14 protein-coding genes are annotated in these 15711 nt (G+C 69.2%); 9 read left to right on the top strand and 5 right to left on the bottom strand.

What is annotated here, in order from left to right:
- Positions 1-93: 93 nt before the first annotated feature.
- Positions 94-2868, top strand: coding sequence for an aconitate hydratase (locus SSP08S_RS26765; protein WP_019070714.1), 2775 nt, complete (start codon positions 94-96; stop codon positions 2866-2868).
- A 20-nt stretch (positions 2869-2888) separates the two neighbouring features.
- Here SSP08S_RS26765 and folE read toward each other — a convergent pair whose 3' ends face one another.
- The gene (folE, locus tag SSP08S_RS26760) at positions 2889-3542 is read right to left on the bottom strand and encodes a GTP cyclohydrolase I FolE (RefSeq protein WP_019070713.1); all 654 of its coding nucleotides are present in this window, start codon (positions 3540-3542) and stop codon (positions 2889-2891) included.
- 292 nt (positions 3543-3834) lie between these two features.
- Between folE and SSP08S_RS26755 the strand changes: the two genes are divergently transcribed.
- Genes SSP08S_RS26755 through SSP08S_RS26745 form a run of 3 tightly spaced genes read left to right on the top strand, consistent with a single transcriptional unit; the run spans position 3835 to position 7083 of the window.
- A complete protein-coding gene (locus tag SSP08S_RS26755; protein WP_051105985.1) occupies positions 3835-4647 on the top strand; it encodes a helix-turn-helix transcriptional regulator in 813 nt (270 codons plus the stop codon).
- A gap of 35 nt (positions 4648-4682) precedes the next feature.
- On the top strand, positions 4683-5798 hold the full coding sequence (tal, locus tag SSP08S_RS26750; protein WP_019070711.1) for a transaldolase: 1116 nt from the start codon (positions 4683-4685) through the stop codon (positions 5796-5798).
- Positions 5799-5829: 31 nt separating this feature from the next.
- On the top strand, positions 5830-7083 hold the full coding sequence (locus tag SSP08S_RS26745) for an NAD(P)/FAD-dependent oxidoreductase (RefSeq protein WP_019070710.1): 1254 nt from the start codon (positions 5830-5832) through the stop codon (positions 7081-7083).
- Between the two features lie 139 nt (positions 7084-7222).
- On the opposite strand, the gene SSP08S_RS26740 is transcribed toward SSP08S_RS26745, so the two are convergent.
- The 3 genes from SSP08S_RS26740 to SSP08S_RS26730 form a co-directional block, all read right to left on the bottom strand.
- Positions 7223-7585, bottom strand: coding sequence for a DUF488 domain-containing protein (locus tag SSP08S_RS26740; protein ID WP_019070709.1), 363 nt, complete (start codon positions 7583-7585; stop codon positions 7223-7225).
- Between the two features lie 48 nt (positions 7586-7633).
- Positions 7634-8116, bottom strand: a complete 483-nt coding sequence (locus SSP08S_RS26735; RefSeq protein ID WP_102133424.1) for a VOC family protein — start codon at positions 8114-8116, stop codon at positions 7634-7636.
- 322 nt (positions 8117-8438) lie between these two features.
- Positions 8439-9344 carry a universal stress protein gene (locus SSP08S_RS26730; protein ID WP_019070707.1) on the bottom strand — a complete coding sequence of 302 codons (906 nt, stop codon included), beginning with the start codon at positions 9342-9344 and terminating at the stop codon, positions 8439-8441.
- A gap of 368 nt (positions 9345-9712) precedes the next feature.
- Between SSP08S_RS26730 and SSP08S_RS26725 the strand changes: the two genes are divergently transcribed.
- From SSP08S_RS26725 to SSP08S_RS26715, 3 genes are all read left to right on the top strand, one after another.
- Positions 9713-10390, top strand: coding sequence for a CBS domain-containing protein (locus SSP08S_RS26725; protein WP_019070706.1), 678 nt, complete (start codon positions 9713-9715; stop codon positions 10388-10390).
- A 173-nt stretch (positions 10391-10563) separates the two neighbouring features.
- The gene (locus SSP08S_RS26720) at positions 10564-11025 is read left to right on the top strand and encodes a pyridoxamine 5'-phosphate oxidase family protein (protein WP_019070705.1); all 462 of its coding nucleotides are present in this window, start codon (positions 10564-10566) and stop codon (positions 11023-11025) included.
- A gap of 510 nt (positions 11026-11535) precedes the next feature.
- Positions 11536-12003 carry a Crp/Fnr family transcriptional regulator gene (locus tag SSP08S_RS26715; RefSeq protein WP_026178851.1) on the top strand — a complete coding sequence of 156 codons (468 nt, stop codon included), beginning with the start codon at positions 11536-11538 and terminating at the stop codon, positions 12001-12003.
- A gap of 397 nt (positions 12004-12400) precedes the next feature.
- Here the strand turns inward: SSP08S_RS26715 and SSP08S_RS26710 are convergent, their stop codons facing one another.
- The gene (locus tag SSP08S_RS26710; RefSeq protein ID WP_026178850.1) at positions 12401-12988 is read right to left on the bottom strand and encodes an Rv1733c family protein; all 588 of its coding nucleotides are present in this window, start codon (positions 12986-12988) and stop codon (positions 12401-12403) included.
- A 222-nt stretch (positions 12989-13210) separates the two neighbouring features.
- Between SSP08S_RS26710 and SSP08S_RS26705 the strand changes: the two genes are divergently transcribed.
- Positions 13211-13912: a response regulator gene (locus SSP08S_RS26705; protein WP_026178849.1), complete on the top strand. Its 702-nt coding sequence runs from the start codon at positions 13211-13213 to the stop codon at positions 13910-13912.
- Positions 13913-14166: 254 nt separating this feature from the next.
- Complete coding sequence (locus SSP08S_RS26700) at positions 14167-15156, top strand: AraC family transcriptional regulator (protein ID WP_245607967.1); 990 nt, start codon at positions 14167-14169, stop codon at positions 15154-15156.
- Positions 15157-15711 lie beyond the last annotated feature (555 nt).

Below are 15711 nucleotides of genomic sequence, written 5' to 3'. Positions count from 1 at the left end.
GCGGGCCGGGACGGGCCACGCCTTCGGGACCGTACGGCCCGCACCGACCCGTCCCCTGCCGGCCATCAGTCGGCCCGTCCTGAGGAGGCCCCTATGTCCCTCGACAGCTTCGACACCCGCCACACGCTCGACGCCGACGGCACTTCCTACTCCATCCACCGGCTCGACGCTCTGCCCGGCTCACGACGGCTGCCGTACAGCCTGATGGTGCTGCTGGAGAACCTGCTGCGCAACGAGAACGGCCGCACCGTCACCGCCGATCAGATCACGTCACTGACCAGGTGGAACGCAAGTGCAGACCCGGCAACCGAAGTCCAGTTCACCCCGGCGCGGGTGCTCATGCAGGACTTCACGGGGGTGCCGTGCATCGTGGACCTGGTGGCGATGCGTGAAGCGATGGCCGCCCTCGGCGGCGATCCGGCGCTCATCGATGCGCGCCGGCCCGTGGAACTGGTCATCGACCACTCGGTGATCGCCGACTACTTCGGCGGTCCCGAGGCGTTCGGCCGCAATGTGGAACTGGAATACCGGCGCAACCGCGAGCGCTACCAGTTCCTGCGCTGGGGGCAGAGCGCGCTGCGCAACCTGCGCGTCGTCCCGCCGGGCACCGGCATCTGCCACCAGGTCAACCTGGAGCACCTGGCAAGGGTGGTGTTCGCCGAGGACGGCACGGCCTTCCCGGACACCCTGGTCGGCACCGACTCCCACACTCCCATGGTCAACGGCCTGGGTGTGCTCGGCTGGGGGGTGGGAGGCATCGAGGCGGAAGCAGCGATGCTCGGGCGGCCGGTGAGCATGCTCATCCCCAAGGTCGTGGGCGTGCGACTGACCGGAGCGCTACCGGAAGGGAGCACCGCCACCGACCTGGTCCTCACGATCGCCGAGCGGCTGCGCTCCCACGGCGTGGTAGGCACCTTCGTCGAGTTCTACGGGCCCGGCGTGGCCGAGGTGCCACTGGCCAACCGGGCCACGATCGGCAACATGAGCCCCGAGTACGGCGCGACCTGCGCGATCTTCCCCATCGACGCCGAGACACTGTCCTACCTGCGGCTGACGGGCCGGGACGCCGACCAGGTGGCATTGGTGGAGGCATACGCAAAGGAGCAGGGCCTGTGGCACGAGGCCGACCACACTCCCGACTACTCAGAGACCATCGACATCGACCTGTCGGCCATCGTCCCCTCGATCGCGGGACCGAAACGGCCCCAGGACCGCATCGCCCTGGCCCACGCGCCACGAGCCCTGCACGCGGTCCTGGGCGACTACTACGCGGCCACCGAGGCGGCACCCGTCGGACTGGACGCGAGCGGCGCGGAGTCCTTCCCCGCCTCCGATCCGCCGGCCGTGACCGGCAGCCATCCCGGCGACCGGCCGGTCCCCGTCGATGAGTCCGAACCCGACGACGCCGTGCCGCTCGGAGCCGTCACGGTGCCGCTGGACGACGGCACCACCTGCGAACTCACTCACGGCACCGTGGTGATCGCCGCGATCACCTCCTGCACCAACACCTCCAACCCGCAGGTGATGGTCGCGGCCGGGCTTCTGGCCAAGAATGCCGTCGAGCGCGGTCTGCGCTCCAGGCCCTGGGTGAAGACCAGCCTCGCCCCCGGGTCCCGGATCGTGATGGACTACCTCGAACGCGCGGGCCTGATCCCCGCCCTGAACGCGCTCGGGTTCGACCTGGTCGGCTACGGCTGCACCACCTGCATCGGCAACTCCGGCCCGCTGATCCCCGCGGTCTCGCAGGCGGTCGCCAAGACAGACCTCACGGTTGCCTCGGTACTCTCCGGCAACCGCAACTTCGAAGGCCGCATCCACCCCGAGACGCAGCTCAACTACCTCGCCTCACCACCGCTGGTCGTCGCCTACGCGCTGGCCGGGTCGATGGCCGTCGACCTCACCCGCGACCCGCTGGGCACCGGCAGCGACGGACGGCCGGTCCACCTGCGGGACATCTGGCCCACCCAGGACGAGATCCAGCAGGTGATCTCCGTCAGCCTGCGCCCGCAGATGTTCACCGACGGTTACGCGGACCTGTTCACCGGCGACGAGCGCTGGCGCTCCCTCCCGACTCCCGAAGGCGACCTGTTCACCTGGGATCCCGACTCGACCTATGTGCGCCGCCCGCCCTACTTCGAGGACCTGCCCCGCCGGCCGCAGCCGCCCCACGACATCACCGGCGCCCGGGTGCTGGCCCTGCTCGGCGACTCCGTCACCACCGACCACATCTCTCCCGCCGGGTCGATCCCACGCCACTCGCCCGCCGGCGAGTACCTCCAGTCGCACGCCGTGGCACCGGGCGATTTCAACTCCTATGGCTCCCGCCGCGGCAACCACGAGGTGATGATCCGCGGCACCTTCGCCAACATCCGGCTGCGCAACCTGCTGGCCCCCGGCACGGAAGGCGGCTACACCCGCCACCTGCCCGACGGCGAGCAGACCACCGTCTATGAGGCCGCGACACGGTATGCCACCGAGGGTGTTCCCCTGCTGGTCATCGCCGGCAAGGAGTACGGCTCCGGCTCGTCGCGGGACTGGGCCGCCAAGGGCACCGCGCTACTCGGGGTCAGGGCCGTCCTCGCCGAGTCGTTCGAGCGGATCCACCGCTCCAACCTGATCGGTATGGGCGTCCTGCCGCTGCAGTTCTCCGCGGGCCAGAACGCCCGGCTGCTGGGCCTGACGGGCGAGGAGACCTACAACATCCGCGGACTGGCCGAACTGCCTCGCGAGGTCACCGTCGAGGTCCACGGCCCCGGCGGTCCCCAGAACTTCACCGCACAGGTACGGCTCGACACCCCCACCGAGGCCGACTACTACCGGCACGGCGGCATCCTGCCCTACGCCCTGCGTGCCCTCCTGCCTCAATGAATACCGGCCGACAGCGCCGGTCAGCGGGGCAGACCCGTCAGCGCCAGGAACTCACTGCGCGACCGGGCATCGGTGCGCAGCAGGCCCAGGAGGGTGGAGGTCATGGTGGTGGCACCGGTGGCCCGGACCCCGCGCAGGGTCATGCAGGTGTGCTCGGCCTGGATGACGACACCTACACCCTTGGGTTCCAGCTGGCTCTGGAGCCAGTCGGCGACCTGCTTGGTGAGGCGTTCTTGCACCTGGGGCCGGCAGGCGAAGTGTTCCAGGACACGGGCGAGTTTCGACAGCCCCAGGATGCGCTGCCCGGGAAGGTAGCCGATGTGGGCGGTGCCCACGAACGGCAGCAGATGATGCTCACAGACGCTCCGCAGCGGGATGCTGCGGGCCAGGACGAGCTCGTCGTAACCCTCGTCGTTGGGAAACGTGGTCAGGTCGAACGGACGGGGGCTGAACAGCTCGGCATAGGCATGCGCCATCCGGCGCGGCGTGTCGCGCAGGCTCTCGGAGTCGGTGCTCACACCCAGCGCCCGCAGAAACTGCCCTGCGGCGAGTTCAGCGGCCTCCAGATCCATCCCCTGCAACTCGTGGACCACGCGCAGCGCGGCGGGCACCGACGCCGGAGTCTGGGCGCCGTCTGCCGCTATGTGCAGCTTCGTGTGGGGGTGCTGGGTCATGTCACTCACCGATCCTGAACTGAGCTGGTGCGTACAAACCGCCGCCAGCGGTGACCGCCCGGGCGATCGAGGCAGCGATGCACATGAGGAACTGCTGCACATAGGTGCGGCGGACGACTGCCGTACACCGCCAGAGGCGAGCCGGCCGTCGTCAGCCGCTCCATACTACGATCGCCCACGCGCGTCTATTTCGCCAACCATCATTAGTTTTATTTTCTCTCGGGTCAGCATGGTGGGGCGTTGTGAGGTAGATGCGAGTTCCACTAGTGATAGTTGGCGTTATTGTGGAGGTATGGACTCTGACCTGACTCCGGCTTCGTCTCCACCGCCCACCGCCGTGGGTCTGGAAGCGGTCACCGTCCTCGCGGACGACGTGCGCCGTCGGCTGTACGGCTTCACACGGCGCGCCCACCGGCCGGTGACGAGGGAGGAAGCCGCAGCCGACGCAGGTGTCTCGGCGAAGCTGGCCGCCTTCCATCTGGACAAGCTCGTCGCCGCCGGACTGCTGCGCTCCCGCTACGACAGCCCGGACGGCGTCCGCCGGGTCGGCCGCAAGCCCAGAGTCTACGAACCGGCGGACACCGACATCCGCATCAGCATCCCGGAGCGCCGTCCCGACATTCTTGCGGAGATCCTCCTCGACGCGCTCCTCGACCAGGAGCCGGGTGAGGACGCACAGTCGGCCGCACTGCGCTCGGCACGCTGCCGCGGCGAGGACCTCGGCGCCGCGACGCGCGCCCGCCGCCGTTCCGGCCGCCTGGGGCCGGAACGTTCCGTCGCCCTCGCCGAGGCCGTGCTGGAGCAGCACGGCTTCGAACCCGACCGTCCGGCCCCGGCCGAGTTGCGGCTGCTCAACTGCCCCTTCCACCCCCTCGCCGCCCGCTCGCCCGAGCTGGTGTGCGGGATCAACCACGCTTTCCTCGGCGGTTTTCTCACCGGAGTGCAGGCGGGCGGGATCGAGGCGGTCCTCGCGCCGGTCCCGGGACGCTGCTGCGTGGAGCTGCGCGTAGCGAAGGGGGGACGCAGGGAGCCGAGCCCTGCCGCCGACACCGGCCCGAAAGAGCCCGGCGCCATGCCCCCGCAGGACCCCGACGGCGCGCCCTGAACGGCATCACGTGATGCAACGCAAGGGAGAAGACCATGAGTGAGAACCTGGACCGGCTGACCGCCGAAGGCGTGGCGGTCTGGCTCGATGATCTGAGCCGGGAACGGCTCGCGGGCGGCGGACTGGCCGACCTGGTGCGCGAGCACCGGGTGGTCGGCATCACCAGCAACCCGACGATCTTCGCCAAGGCGATCCGTTCCGGTGACCGCTACGACGAGCAGATCGGCGATCTGACCCGGCGCGGGGTGCGGGTGGAGGAGGCCGTGCGGCTGCTGACCGCATTCGACGTGCGGTGGGCCTGCGACGAGCTGCGCCCGGTGTACGAGGTCAGCGACGGGGTGGACGGAAGGGTCTCCATCGAAGTCGACCCGCGCGTCGCCCACGACACCGCGGCGACGATCGCCGAGGCCCGCGCCCTGTGGTGGCTGGTGGACCGGCCGAACCTGTTCGTGAAGATCCCCGCCACTCAGAAGAGCCTGGAGGCGATCAGCACAGCGCTCGGCGAGGGCATCAGCATCAACGTGACGCTGATCTTCTCCCTGGACCGCTACGACCAGGTCCTCCGGGCCTTCCTCGACGGCATGGCCCAGGCGCACGCGGCCGGACGCGATCTGGCATCCATCGCCTCGGTCGCCTCCTTCTTCGTCAGCCGGGTGGACACCGAGGTCGACAGCCGACTGGACAAGATCGCCACGCCCGAGGCACGGGCTCTTCGCGGACAGGCCGCGATCGCCAACGCGCGCCTGGCCTACCAGCACTTCGAGCAGACCGCCGCATCCCAGCAGTGGCAGGTGCTGGCCGCGGCCGGCATGCGCCCCCAGCGCCCGCTGTGGGCCTCCACCGGGGTGAAGGACCCCTCCTACGACGACACCCGTTACGTCACCGAACTGGTGGCGCCCGGCGTGGTCAACACGATGCCGGAGCAGACCCTGCGCGCGGTCGCCGACCACGCCCGCATCCAGGGCGACACCATCCACGGCACCTACGCGGCAGCCCGGCAGGTATTGGACGACCTGGAGGGGGTCGGTGTGTCCTACGACGACGTGGTGCGCGTGCTGGAGGACGAGGGCATCGCCAAGTTCACGGCTTCCGGGACCGAACTGTTCCGCGGCCTGGAGACCGTGCTGAACACCAACCGCAACGCTGCCTGACGACGTCGCATACCCCAGCAGAGGAGAGGACATGACCGCACACACCGGATTTGTCATTGTCGGAGCCGGGCTGGCTGGCGCGAAAGCCGCGCAGACCCTCCGGGAGGAGGGCTTCGGCGGCCCGGTCGTCCTGCTCGGGGAGGAGAGCGAGCGCCCCTACGAGCGGCCCCCGCTCTCGAAGGGCTATCTGCTGGGCAAGGACGAGCGGGACACCGTCTACGTTTATCCGTCCCAGTGGTATGCCGACCACGACGTCGATCTGTGTCTCGGTACCACGGTCACGGGGATCGACCCCGCCGCCCACGAGGTGGCCCTCGCCGACGGCAGCCGCCTGGGCTACGCGAAACTGCTGCTGACGACCGGTTCCTCGCCGCGCCGCCTGCCGCCGGTGCCCGGAGCCGACCTCGACGGTGTGCTCTATCTGCGCCGGCTCGACGACAGCGACCGGATCAAGGAAATCTTCGCGTCCGTCTCCCGGATCGCGGTGATCGGCGCTGGCTGGATCGGCCTGGAGACCGCAGCCGCCGCCCGCGCCGCCGGCGTCGACGTCACGGTGCTGGAGGCGGGGGAGTTGCCCCTGCTGCGCGTGCTGGGCCGCGAGGCCGCCCAGGTCTTCGCCGACCTGCACACCGATCACGGGGTCGACCTGCGCTGCGGTGTTCAGGTGGCCGAGATCACCGGCGACGGTGGCCGGGCCAACGCGGTCCTGCTGGCCGACGGCAGCCGCATCGATGCCGACGCGGTCATCGTCGGCATCGGCATCACCCCCAACACCCAGCTTGCCGAAGCGGCCGGCCTGGAGACCGGCAACGGCGTCCGCGTCGACGCCCACCTGCGCACCTCGAACCCGGACATCTACGCCGCCGGAGACGTCGCCAACGCCGCCCACCCGCTGCTGGGCACACACATCCGCGTCGAGCACTGGGCCAACGCCCTGAACCAGCCGCAGACCGCCGCCAAGACCATGCTCGGCCAGGACGTGTCCTACGACCGCGTGCCCTACTTCTTCACCGACCAGTACGACCTGGGCATGGAGTACACCGGTTATGTCGAGCCCGGCGGCTATGACCAAGTCGTCTTCCGCGGCCCTACAGACACCCGCGAATTCATCGCGTTCTGGCTGGCTGAGGGCCGGGTACTGGCCGGGATGAACGTCAACGTCTGGGACGTCACCGACCCGATCCGCACTCTGGTGACTTCCGGCCGGGCCGTCGACACGAAGAAGCTCGCCGACACCGACGTGTCTCTCGCCGATCTTCTCTGCGCATCCGACCGGGCCAGTTGACGCCGAGGTAGAACGTTATGGACAGGGTCCCGGCTGACCACAGGCCAGCCGCGCTTCGAGCAGGTTGTCCGTCAGGGGCCCCTGGGTGGCACTGGCGAGCAAACGGTTGCACTGGCACCCGGCGCGTTCTGACCGGTTGTCAGCCTCGGAGGAGTTCGGCCAGGACCTCGGCTTCACTGATCTCAGGTTGCTTGGTCGCGGTCAGGAGCGTCACCGTCCGTTCCTTGGCGAGGTCGCGAAGGTGGGCCAGCGCTTCCGCGTGGTCGGGATCTTCGAGTTCGGCCCGGTAACGGCGGCTGAACTCGGTGAAACGCTCCGGGTCGTGGCTGTACCATTTGCGCAGGTCCGTGGACGGGGCGACCTGTTTGCACCACTCGTCGAGGTGGGCCTTCTCCTTGGTCATTCCCCGCGGCCAGATGCGGTCGACCAGCACTCTGGCGCCGTCGGCCCGCTCCCGGGGCTCGTAGACCCTGCGGACGTGCACCTTCTTCGTGCGTGCCATGGAGGGGCCTCCTGGTGAGCTGGGCCGAGTGCGCCGCTTCCGGCGCCGTCACATGTAGTAGCGGGAGATGATTTCGAGTCGCGCGACTTCGTCCGGCCCCGGGTAGGCCACCAGCACCGGCAGGCCGCTGGGATCCCGGCCTTCGATGAGGGTGAAACCCTCCCCTTGCCGGGTGTAGACATGCTCGGACTGGGCGCGTAGCACGCGCTCGCACCGCTGGAAGTCTTCTGGGCCGTCGGCCGTCCAGATCACGTACTGCGCGCCTACGTGGCCCACCGGGTGGGGGGCGCTCGGACCCACGGCGCGAACGTACACCTGGAATCCGCCTGGGCCCACGAGCAGCGCAGCCGTGGCCGTGCGGACCGTGACCTGCATGTTCAGCAGTTCTCGGTAGAAGTCCGCCGATGCGTCGTGGTCGTTGACGAACACCACGACCGAGGCCAGCCGTGGTCCGCTCGCGTTTAATCCGCTCCCACCCGATTGCGGGTCCGCCGGGAGCGGGCCGGCGGGCGCTTCTCGTGAGTGTGCCATGGGAACCCTTCCGCTTTCGGCCGAGGTACGAAGGCTTCTTTCGGGGCTTGCTGGCCCGTCATCCACGCTACCCGGCCCGCTTCCGGATGGCCGAGCCAAACGAGTCGGTGGCTGGCGTGGGCGCGGGTGGCCAGTCTGGGCATGCGAGGAAACCTCCGATGATGGCGCCGTAGCACGTCGGGTTAGGGGATGTCATGGCTTGACGATGTTGTCTTTCGGGGACGTGGCTGGCGCTGGTGGCAGATGGCAACTGCCGCGAGGCCAGGGGTTCGAAGCAGGGCCATCAGGTGCTGTTCCGTCGAGGCCCTCACCTCGGGTCTGGTCAACGGTGCGAGACGACGGCCACGGGGACGGTGCAGTGGTGCAGTACGGCATGGGTGATGGGCCCGGTGTGGGCGCCGAGGGGCGAGCGGCGGATCCGGCGGCCGACGACGATCAGGGAGGCGTCCCGGGAGGCGTCCAGCAGAAGGTCGGCGGCTCTGGCCGGCCGGGAATCCTCGACCACGTCGACGGTCGGGAACTTCTGCCGCCAGGGCCGCAGCGCCGCTGTCAGGGCGGCGGCTTCCTTCACGGCCAGTTGGGCGTTCAACCGGTCATTGGCGGAGGGCGCATACCAGTCGTGGGGCGGGACGGTCCAACTGTGCACGGCGTGCAGAGTGGTGGCCCGGCGCTCGGCGGCATCGAAGGCGAACTCGATCAGTGAGCCGTCGGGGTGTTCGGTGTCGACACCGAGGACAACGGGCCGGTACGCGGTATCGGCGGAGGGGCTTCCGGCAGGATCTCTCGTGTGCTCGAAGGCGGCCAGTTCGCCGGCACGGACGAGGACGACGGGCCGCTCGGCATGCGCCACCACTGCCATGCCGACGGAACCGATCATGAAGCCGCCCACCCCGCTCAAGCCACGCGACCCCAGGACCAGCAGTTCGGATTCCCTCGCCGCATCTACCAGTGCTTCGCCGGCCCAGCCGGTGCGCTGCTCCACGGTGACGTCCAGCCCGGGGTGGCGTGCTCGGATTCTCTCGGCGGCCTCACGGGGGATGCGCTGACTCCAGTGCTGCTGTGTGTCGGCCCCGAGGAGCGGGTCCTCTGCCATCGGCGCCGGGACGGGTTCCCACACATTGACCAGCTTCAGCGGCAGGGCGCGGAGTCTCGCTGCACGGGCTGCCCAGTCGGCGGCGGCACGGCTTTCGGGGGAGCCGTCGAGACCTACGGCGATGGTACGGGACATGGCGGGTACCTCCCGGAACTCAGATGCTTCGGAGGATCTGGTTCAAGCCTCGTGGTCCAAGAGGACGGGCGGCAGGGGCCGCAGGTCCTCGACATGGGCCGAACGGCCCTATGGGCGGGGCCGAACGGCGGGCGCGGCCGAGGTGTCCGTCATGCCTGCGCGCGTCGGCTTTCCCGTCCTCGCGACGCGGTCCTTCCGGGACCGTTTCCATCCTTCGGATCGGCGGCAACCGTCCTTCGTCTCAACGCTTCCTTCCCCCACACGCCTTGGGGCGGGTTGGCCACAAACGGGGGCCGGGTGGCCCATTGGAGACGTGGCGACGCCGGCCGAGGGTGGAAGGAAACCGCGCACAAGAGGAGACACAAGCCATGCAGCACCGGACGGTGAGCGACCTCATGACCACATCCGTCGTGCGAGTGCGGCCGGACACCGGCTTCAAGGAGATCGTCAGACTGCTCGCCGATCACGACATCACCGCCGTGCCTGTCGTGGACAGCGACGACCGCCCTCTGGGCGTGGTCGCCGAGACGGATCTGCTGCACAAGCAGGCGGGACAGCTCGACCCGGCCGGGCTGCTGCCGGCTCTGCATCCGCAGCCCGCGGATAGGGCCAGGATCGAGGCGACCACTGCCGAGGGACTGATGAGCAGCCCGGCTGTCACCGGCCGTCCGCAGTGGACGGTCGTGGAGGCCGCCCAGGTGATGGAACGCCACCGCGTCAAGCGGCTGCTGGTCGTGGATGAGGCGGAACGGGTTGTCGGCGTGGTCAGCCGGGCCGACCTATTGAGGGTGTTCCTGCGCGGGGACCGGGCCATCCGGGACGAGATCGCCGAGGTCGTGCTGGTCCGCACACTGGGCGGTGCCTGCTCCGCGGTGGCGGCGCGCGTCGTGGACGGCCACGTCTTCCTGAGCGGCACGGTCGATCGCAAGTCCCTCATCCCGCTCGTGGTGCGTCTGTGCCACGGTGTGGACGGAGTCGTCGACGTCGAGGCCGAGAGGTTGGGCCACCGCGGCGACGACGTCTGCGGAAGTGCGGCTGCCGGCTGAGAGGCCGCTCCCGCCCGCGGACAGGGTCAGACGGTCCGGGCACAAAGGACCGAACGGCCCTGGCGTAACGGGCGCGATGCCCGTTCGATTGACCTCGTCAGGCCGAGCCCTGAAGGAGCCAGTCGCCCCGCCCGCGACACGGAACGGGCGGCGAAACCGTACGGAAGTCCACCATGCCAAGTAACCACCGGGCGATCGCCGACGAGCCGCGCCAGTCCGTGGAACTCGACAGCGACGAGGCACTCAGGCTGCTGGGCGGGGTCTCGCTGGGCAGGATCGTCTTCACCCGGCAGGCGCTCCCGACCATCCGTCCCGTCAATCACGTCCTGGACAGCGGCGACGTCATCATCCGCACCCCCGAGGGTGCGGCCCTGACATCCCATGCCCAGGAGGCCGACAAACGAGGCGTCGTCGTCGCCTACGAGGCCGACGCCATCGACCCGGACACCCACCTCGGCTGGAGCGTCGTCGTCACCGGATACGCCTGTCTGATCACCGATCCCGGCGAACTGGCCCGCTACCGCTCGATGCTGCGCCCCTGGACGAACCAGGTGATGGACTACGCCGTCCGCATCCACCCCGCCTTGGTCACCGGCATCCGGCTCACCCTGCCTCCGCTGCCCCTCGACAGCTGACCCGGACAGCCGGACGCACGGGGCAGCACCACGGGCTGGCCGGAGCGCAGCAGCCGCATTGGACCTGCCTCTCGACGACGGTTGCCCAGGCGCTGCGCCGAACGGCCTGGTCTCCGGGCCGAGTGGCCCATGGCGAGGGCCGGCACACAGGCACACACTGGAGAAGTAAGACCCTCCCTCGTCCCAGAGGTACATGGCAGGCGGGACACAGTGCAGCGTGGCCCTCGACCGGACGGAACGTGACGCCGTAGTCCTTCGGGTGACGGCCCGCGAGTCCTTAAGCGGCCGTGCTCATCGCGCACCTACCCGCAGACGAGACAGCGGCCCGCAACGACGGAGCGGCCAAACCGGCCCGTCCTCAGCACAACCCCCGTAGGTAGACACCTGAGGTCGGCCGCGCCTCACCCGCGCGGCGTCCGCGTCGGATCGACCAGCTCAGCGGCTCCGCCCGCAGCTGGCACGGACATGGATCTCGCACAGGAGGTCCCGGCTCTTCAGGAAGAGGCAGACATGAGCACTTCCTCCCCATCCAGCATGCTGCGGGCCTTGCCCACGCAATACCAGGAACGGCTGATGCGCGTCGCCAGGGAGGTGGCGTTCCCCCAGGGGGCGCGCCTCTTCGAGGAAGGCGGGTGCGCCGACCGGCTCTGGGTCATCCGGACCGGCACCGTCGCCCTCGACATGCACGTACCCGGCCGCCGGGCAGCGGTCATCGAGGCGCTGGGGCACAACGAACTCGTCGGCTGGTCCTGGCTGTTCGCGCCGCACACCTGGCATCTGGGTGCCGAGGCGATGAGCCCGGTACGCGCCTACGAGTTCCCTGCACCGGAGGTACGCGCGTTGTGCCAGGACGATCCCGCGCTGGGCGTAGCGGTGACCCAGTGGGTGGGAGACGTCCTCGCACATCGGCTGCGAGCGTCCAGGACCCGCCTTCTGGACCTGTATGCCCCGTCCGGCAGTCCCTCGGTTCTGCGCTGACCTGGCGGTCTCGGAGGACACGGCCGTCACCCGTGCAACGTGTCGGCTGGCCGGCCGCTGAGAACGCGCCCGCCAGCCCCACGCCCTTTTGCCGCGCCCACCGGATCAGCCCTGGAACCGCGGCCATAGCCGTGTACCTCGCGCGCGAGGGGTGCCATACAGGCGGTCGCCGTCACCAGGCTCGGGGTGGACAGGGCGCTCGCGGCTGTGGCTTTCCCTTATCGCGTCGGCGGCCTGGTCGACGGCCGTCATCACCCTCTGCTGGTCCGGGAGATGACACGATCCGTCCACAGGAAGAACGCGCGTGCCTGTCCATCGACCAACAGACACGCGGGTGGGGTGCGATAGGGGCTCCCGCGTCCTTACCGCACCGGCAGATTGGGGCGTGGAAGGGCCATCAGCCGGTTTTGTGCTCCCACCCCGGGCCCACCTGGCCCCACTCCGTGCCCCAGCACTCCGTGGCCCGCTCTTCCACCTGCCTGCGTACCGCCCTTCCCCCCAACAGGACAAGCGCGCCCCCGGCGGCGGCGGTGCTCGCCCCTGTCAGCGCGAGCAGTCCCGCTGCATGAGCCTGGCTGATCGGCGAGGGACCCAAGTGGCCGTGACCGTCCGTCCACACAGTGAGGGCCGCACCGGCCTTGGTACCCGGGTCCGCCTTCGTCCAGTCCGTCCGGACGGCTCCGTCCTGGTCGGTCCAGCGCACCTCTGCTACGACCTGGCCGTACACGGCGCCGGTTTCCACATTGCGGGTACTGGCCGGCACCTCACGCACCAGCAGCGCGGAGACGGGCGTGGTCTGCGCCCGCTGGCGCTCCACCACGCCCTCCATGGCGTCTGCGCCGGCGATGCCCGCAGCGACACCGCCGGCCACCGCCAGCGCCCACGTGAGGAGCACGATCCGCGCCTCCAGCACATCACTGTGCCGACGGAGCTCATTAGGCCGCCACTGCCAGCCTCGGACCCTGGTGCGCGTGGTCTTCCGCATCGGTCACACCCCCTCGCACAAATATCTGGCACTGCCACGAACGTGCCATACACCAAGCGGGTACCGGCAGGGGCCGCTGGACCGTTGCGGGTGGGCCGATCGGGGTAGGCCAAAGACGCGCGCACTAGGGCCGGTCGGCCCTAGTGCGCGCGTCTTTGGAAGACGATGATCGTCGTGAGAGGCAGTCTGTGGTCCGCCATCCACCGGGAACGAGGGGTCGCCATGGCCGAGGCACGGACCTTCACCGAGCAGGACCCGATCCGGGTCTTCCTGGTCGACGATCACGAGGTGGTGCGGCGCGGGCTCACCGACCTTCTGGACACCGAAGCGGACATCTCGGTGGTCGGGGATGCGGGCAGCCTGTCCCACGCGCTGGCGCGCGGTCCGGCGCTGCGCCCGGACGTGGCCGTCCTCGATGTGCGGCTGCCGGACGGCGACGGGATCACCGTCTGCCGGGAGCTGCGCAGCCAGATGCCGGAGCTGGCCTGTCTGATGCTGACGTCGTTCGACGACGAGGAGGCCCTGCTCGATGCGATCATGGCTGGCGCCGCGGGCTATGTCCTCAAGCAGATCAAGGGGTCCGACCTCGTTTCGGCGGTCCGCACCGTCGCGTCCGGTCAGCCGATGCTGGATCCTGCCACGACGGCCCGGCTCATGCGCTCCCTGCGTGCGGATCCGGCCGAGGAACGGGATGTCGCTCCCGAGTTGGCCGGCCTCTCGCCCCGCGAGCGGGACATTCTCGCCTTGATCGGCGATGGACTCACCAACCGGCAGATCGGCGGGAGACTCTACTTGTCGGAGAAGACGGTGAAGAACCATATCTCCCGGCTGCTGGCCAAACTGGGCGTGCAGCGCAGAGTCCAGGCAGCAGTTATCGCCAGTCATCTGGAACAGCCCGGGACCCCTGGCCGACCGGAGCGATGAGATCTACTCGGTTCCAGTCGGCGCGAGAGTGCAGGTCGGCCCTTCGGATCAGGTCATCTGCAAGGGATGGCTCCGTTCAGACGAACCGAGCAGGGCCGCGACGCGGAGTATTGGCAAACCGACGACACCGGCGCAGCTCCCTCCGGGGGAAGGCGCGCAATCTCGCGAAACCGAGCGGGTCCGTAAGGCAGTCTCTCGCGTGCCGTCCTGGCCGAAGATGCCGAGCGGGAGACAGGGGAGGCAACGCCTTGGTCGTGCAAGAGGACGGCGCCGCCGAGTTCAGCACGTATGTGACGCCCTCCTTGGATGAGGCCCACGCGGCGATCGCAGCCCACTACTACGACCTGTTCCTCCAAGTGACGGGTAATGCTTCGGACTTCTTCACGAACCTCAGTGTCGTCGAGATGGGTGCGCTGACCGTCGGCGCCATCCGGTTCGGCACCGAGATGCGGATGAGCTTCGGCGAGCCTGACGTCTACCACGTCGCCGTGCCGGTGGAAGGCTGCTTGAGTGTTCGGCAGGGGCGCGGTGACGCGGCATTCGGTACTGCACGACGGGCCCTCTTCTTCGACCCCGGACGTGATATCCGGGTCGACGACTGGTCGGGCGACTGCCACTCCCTCACGGTCAAGATCGACAAGTTGGCCCTGCACCACACATTGGAGATCCTGCTGGGCCGGCCGCTGCGGCGTGCTCCGGCGTTCGAGCCGGGCTTCGACGTCTCCCGCGGCCCTGGCCGTAGCTGGGCGCAGCTGGCGATGTGGAGCCTGGGGGATGGGAGCGTCTCACACGGGCTGTTGCGTTCGCCGCTCATCCGCGGGCGGCTCGAACACACGTTGTTGGAAGGCGTGTTACTGGCCGCCGACCACTCCTACCGCGCCAGTCTTGACGCTCCGCCGCCCCCAATGCGACCTCGCGCGATCAAGCGGGTCATGGACACCGTGCAGGAGATGCCCGCTGAGCCGTACGACGCGGCCCGACTCGCGGCCATTGCCCAGGTCAGCGTCCGCACCCTGCAGGAAGCCTTCCGCATCCACGTCGGCATGCCGCCGATGGCCTATGTGAGCGAGGTGCGCCTGCAACGTGTCCGCGAGCAGCTGTTGGTCTCTGCTCGGGGTACGACGACGGTCGCTGAGGTGGCCCATCAGTGGGGGTTCGCGCACCTGGGCCGGTTCGGGCGGCGCTACCGGGAGCGGTTCGGGGAGACCCCGTCGCAGACGCTGCGCGCCGCAGAGATGCCTTGATTCGGCGCGTTTTACGGATGGTTGCCGCGCAAGAGGGAGCGACGAGACCGTCCCGCTTGTCGTACCTTTCCGTACGGCAAGCGCAGGCGCCTTTTGCTGATGAACGGAGTCGGCGCCGCTCATTCGTGCGCCATACGTGAGCCCGGGGTGCGGAAGCGGGAGACCGCCCGCACCCCTCCCGGGGCCCGGCTGCTCCCCCCTCGGCACCAGTGGCATGCGCTGGCCGTGAAGATATTTCGGCAGCGGAATGCCGTGGGGGCGTCGACCTGCCTGTCGCGCTCCTGTCCGTCGGCGTGGGCAGGGGTGGAGGTTTCGTCGATACCCCGTTGAGCGACGGGGATATCGGTGTCCGGGTACATATGGATGAGCACAGACCAGGAACCGTAGTCCAGTCCGTGTCTCCACCGGGTATCGAGTTCGATAGGGGGGTGCCAGCCTCGCAGATCCGGGCCGCGACTTCGGGTGAGCCGCCGGCCAGATACTGCACGTCGAACAGGACCGGAGGGAAGCCTCCGAAGTCGTGGAGTGCTGAAGGGTGCGCGTCGGCGGTGACCT

This window comes from Streptomyces hokutonensis (genome assembly GCF_000376565.1).
Classification (GTDB): Bacteria; Actinomycetota; Actinomycetes; order Streptomycetales; family Streptomycetaceae; genus Streptomyces; species Streptomyces hokutonensis.
The sequence above is the reverse complement of the archived record's forward strand: the minus strand, read 5'-3'. Positions and strand labels throughout refer to the sequence as shown.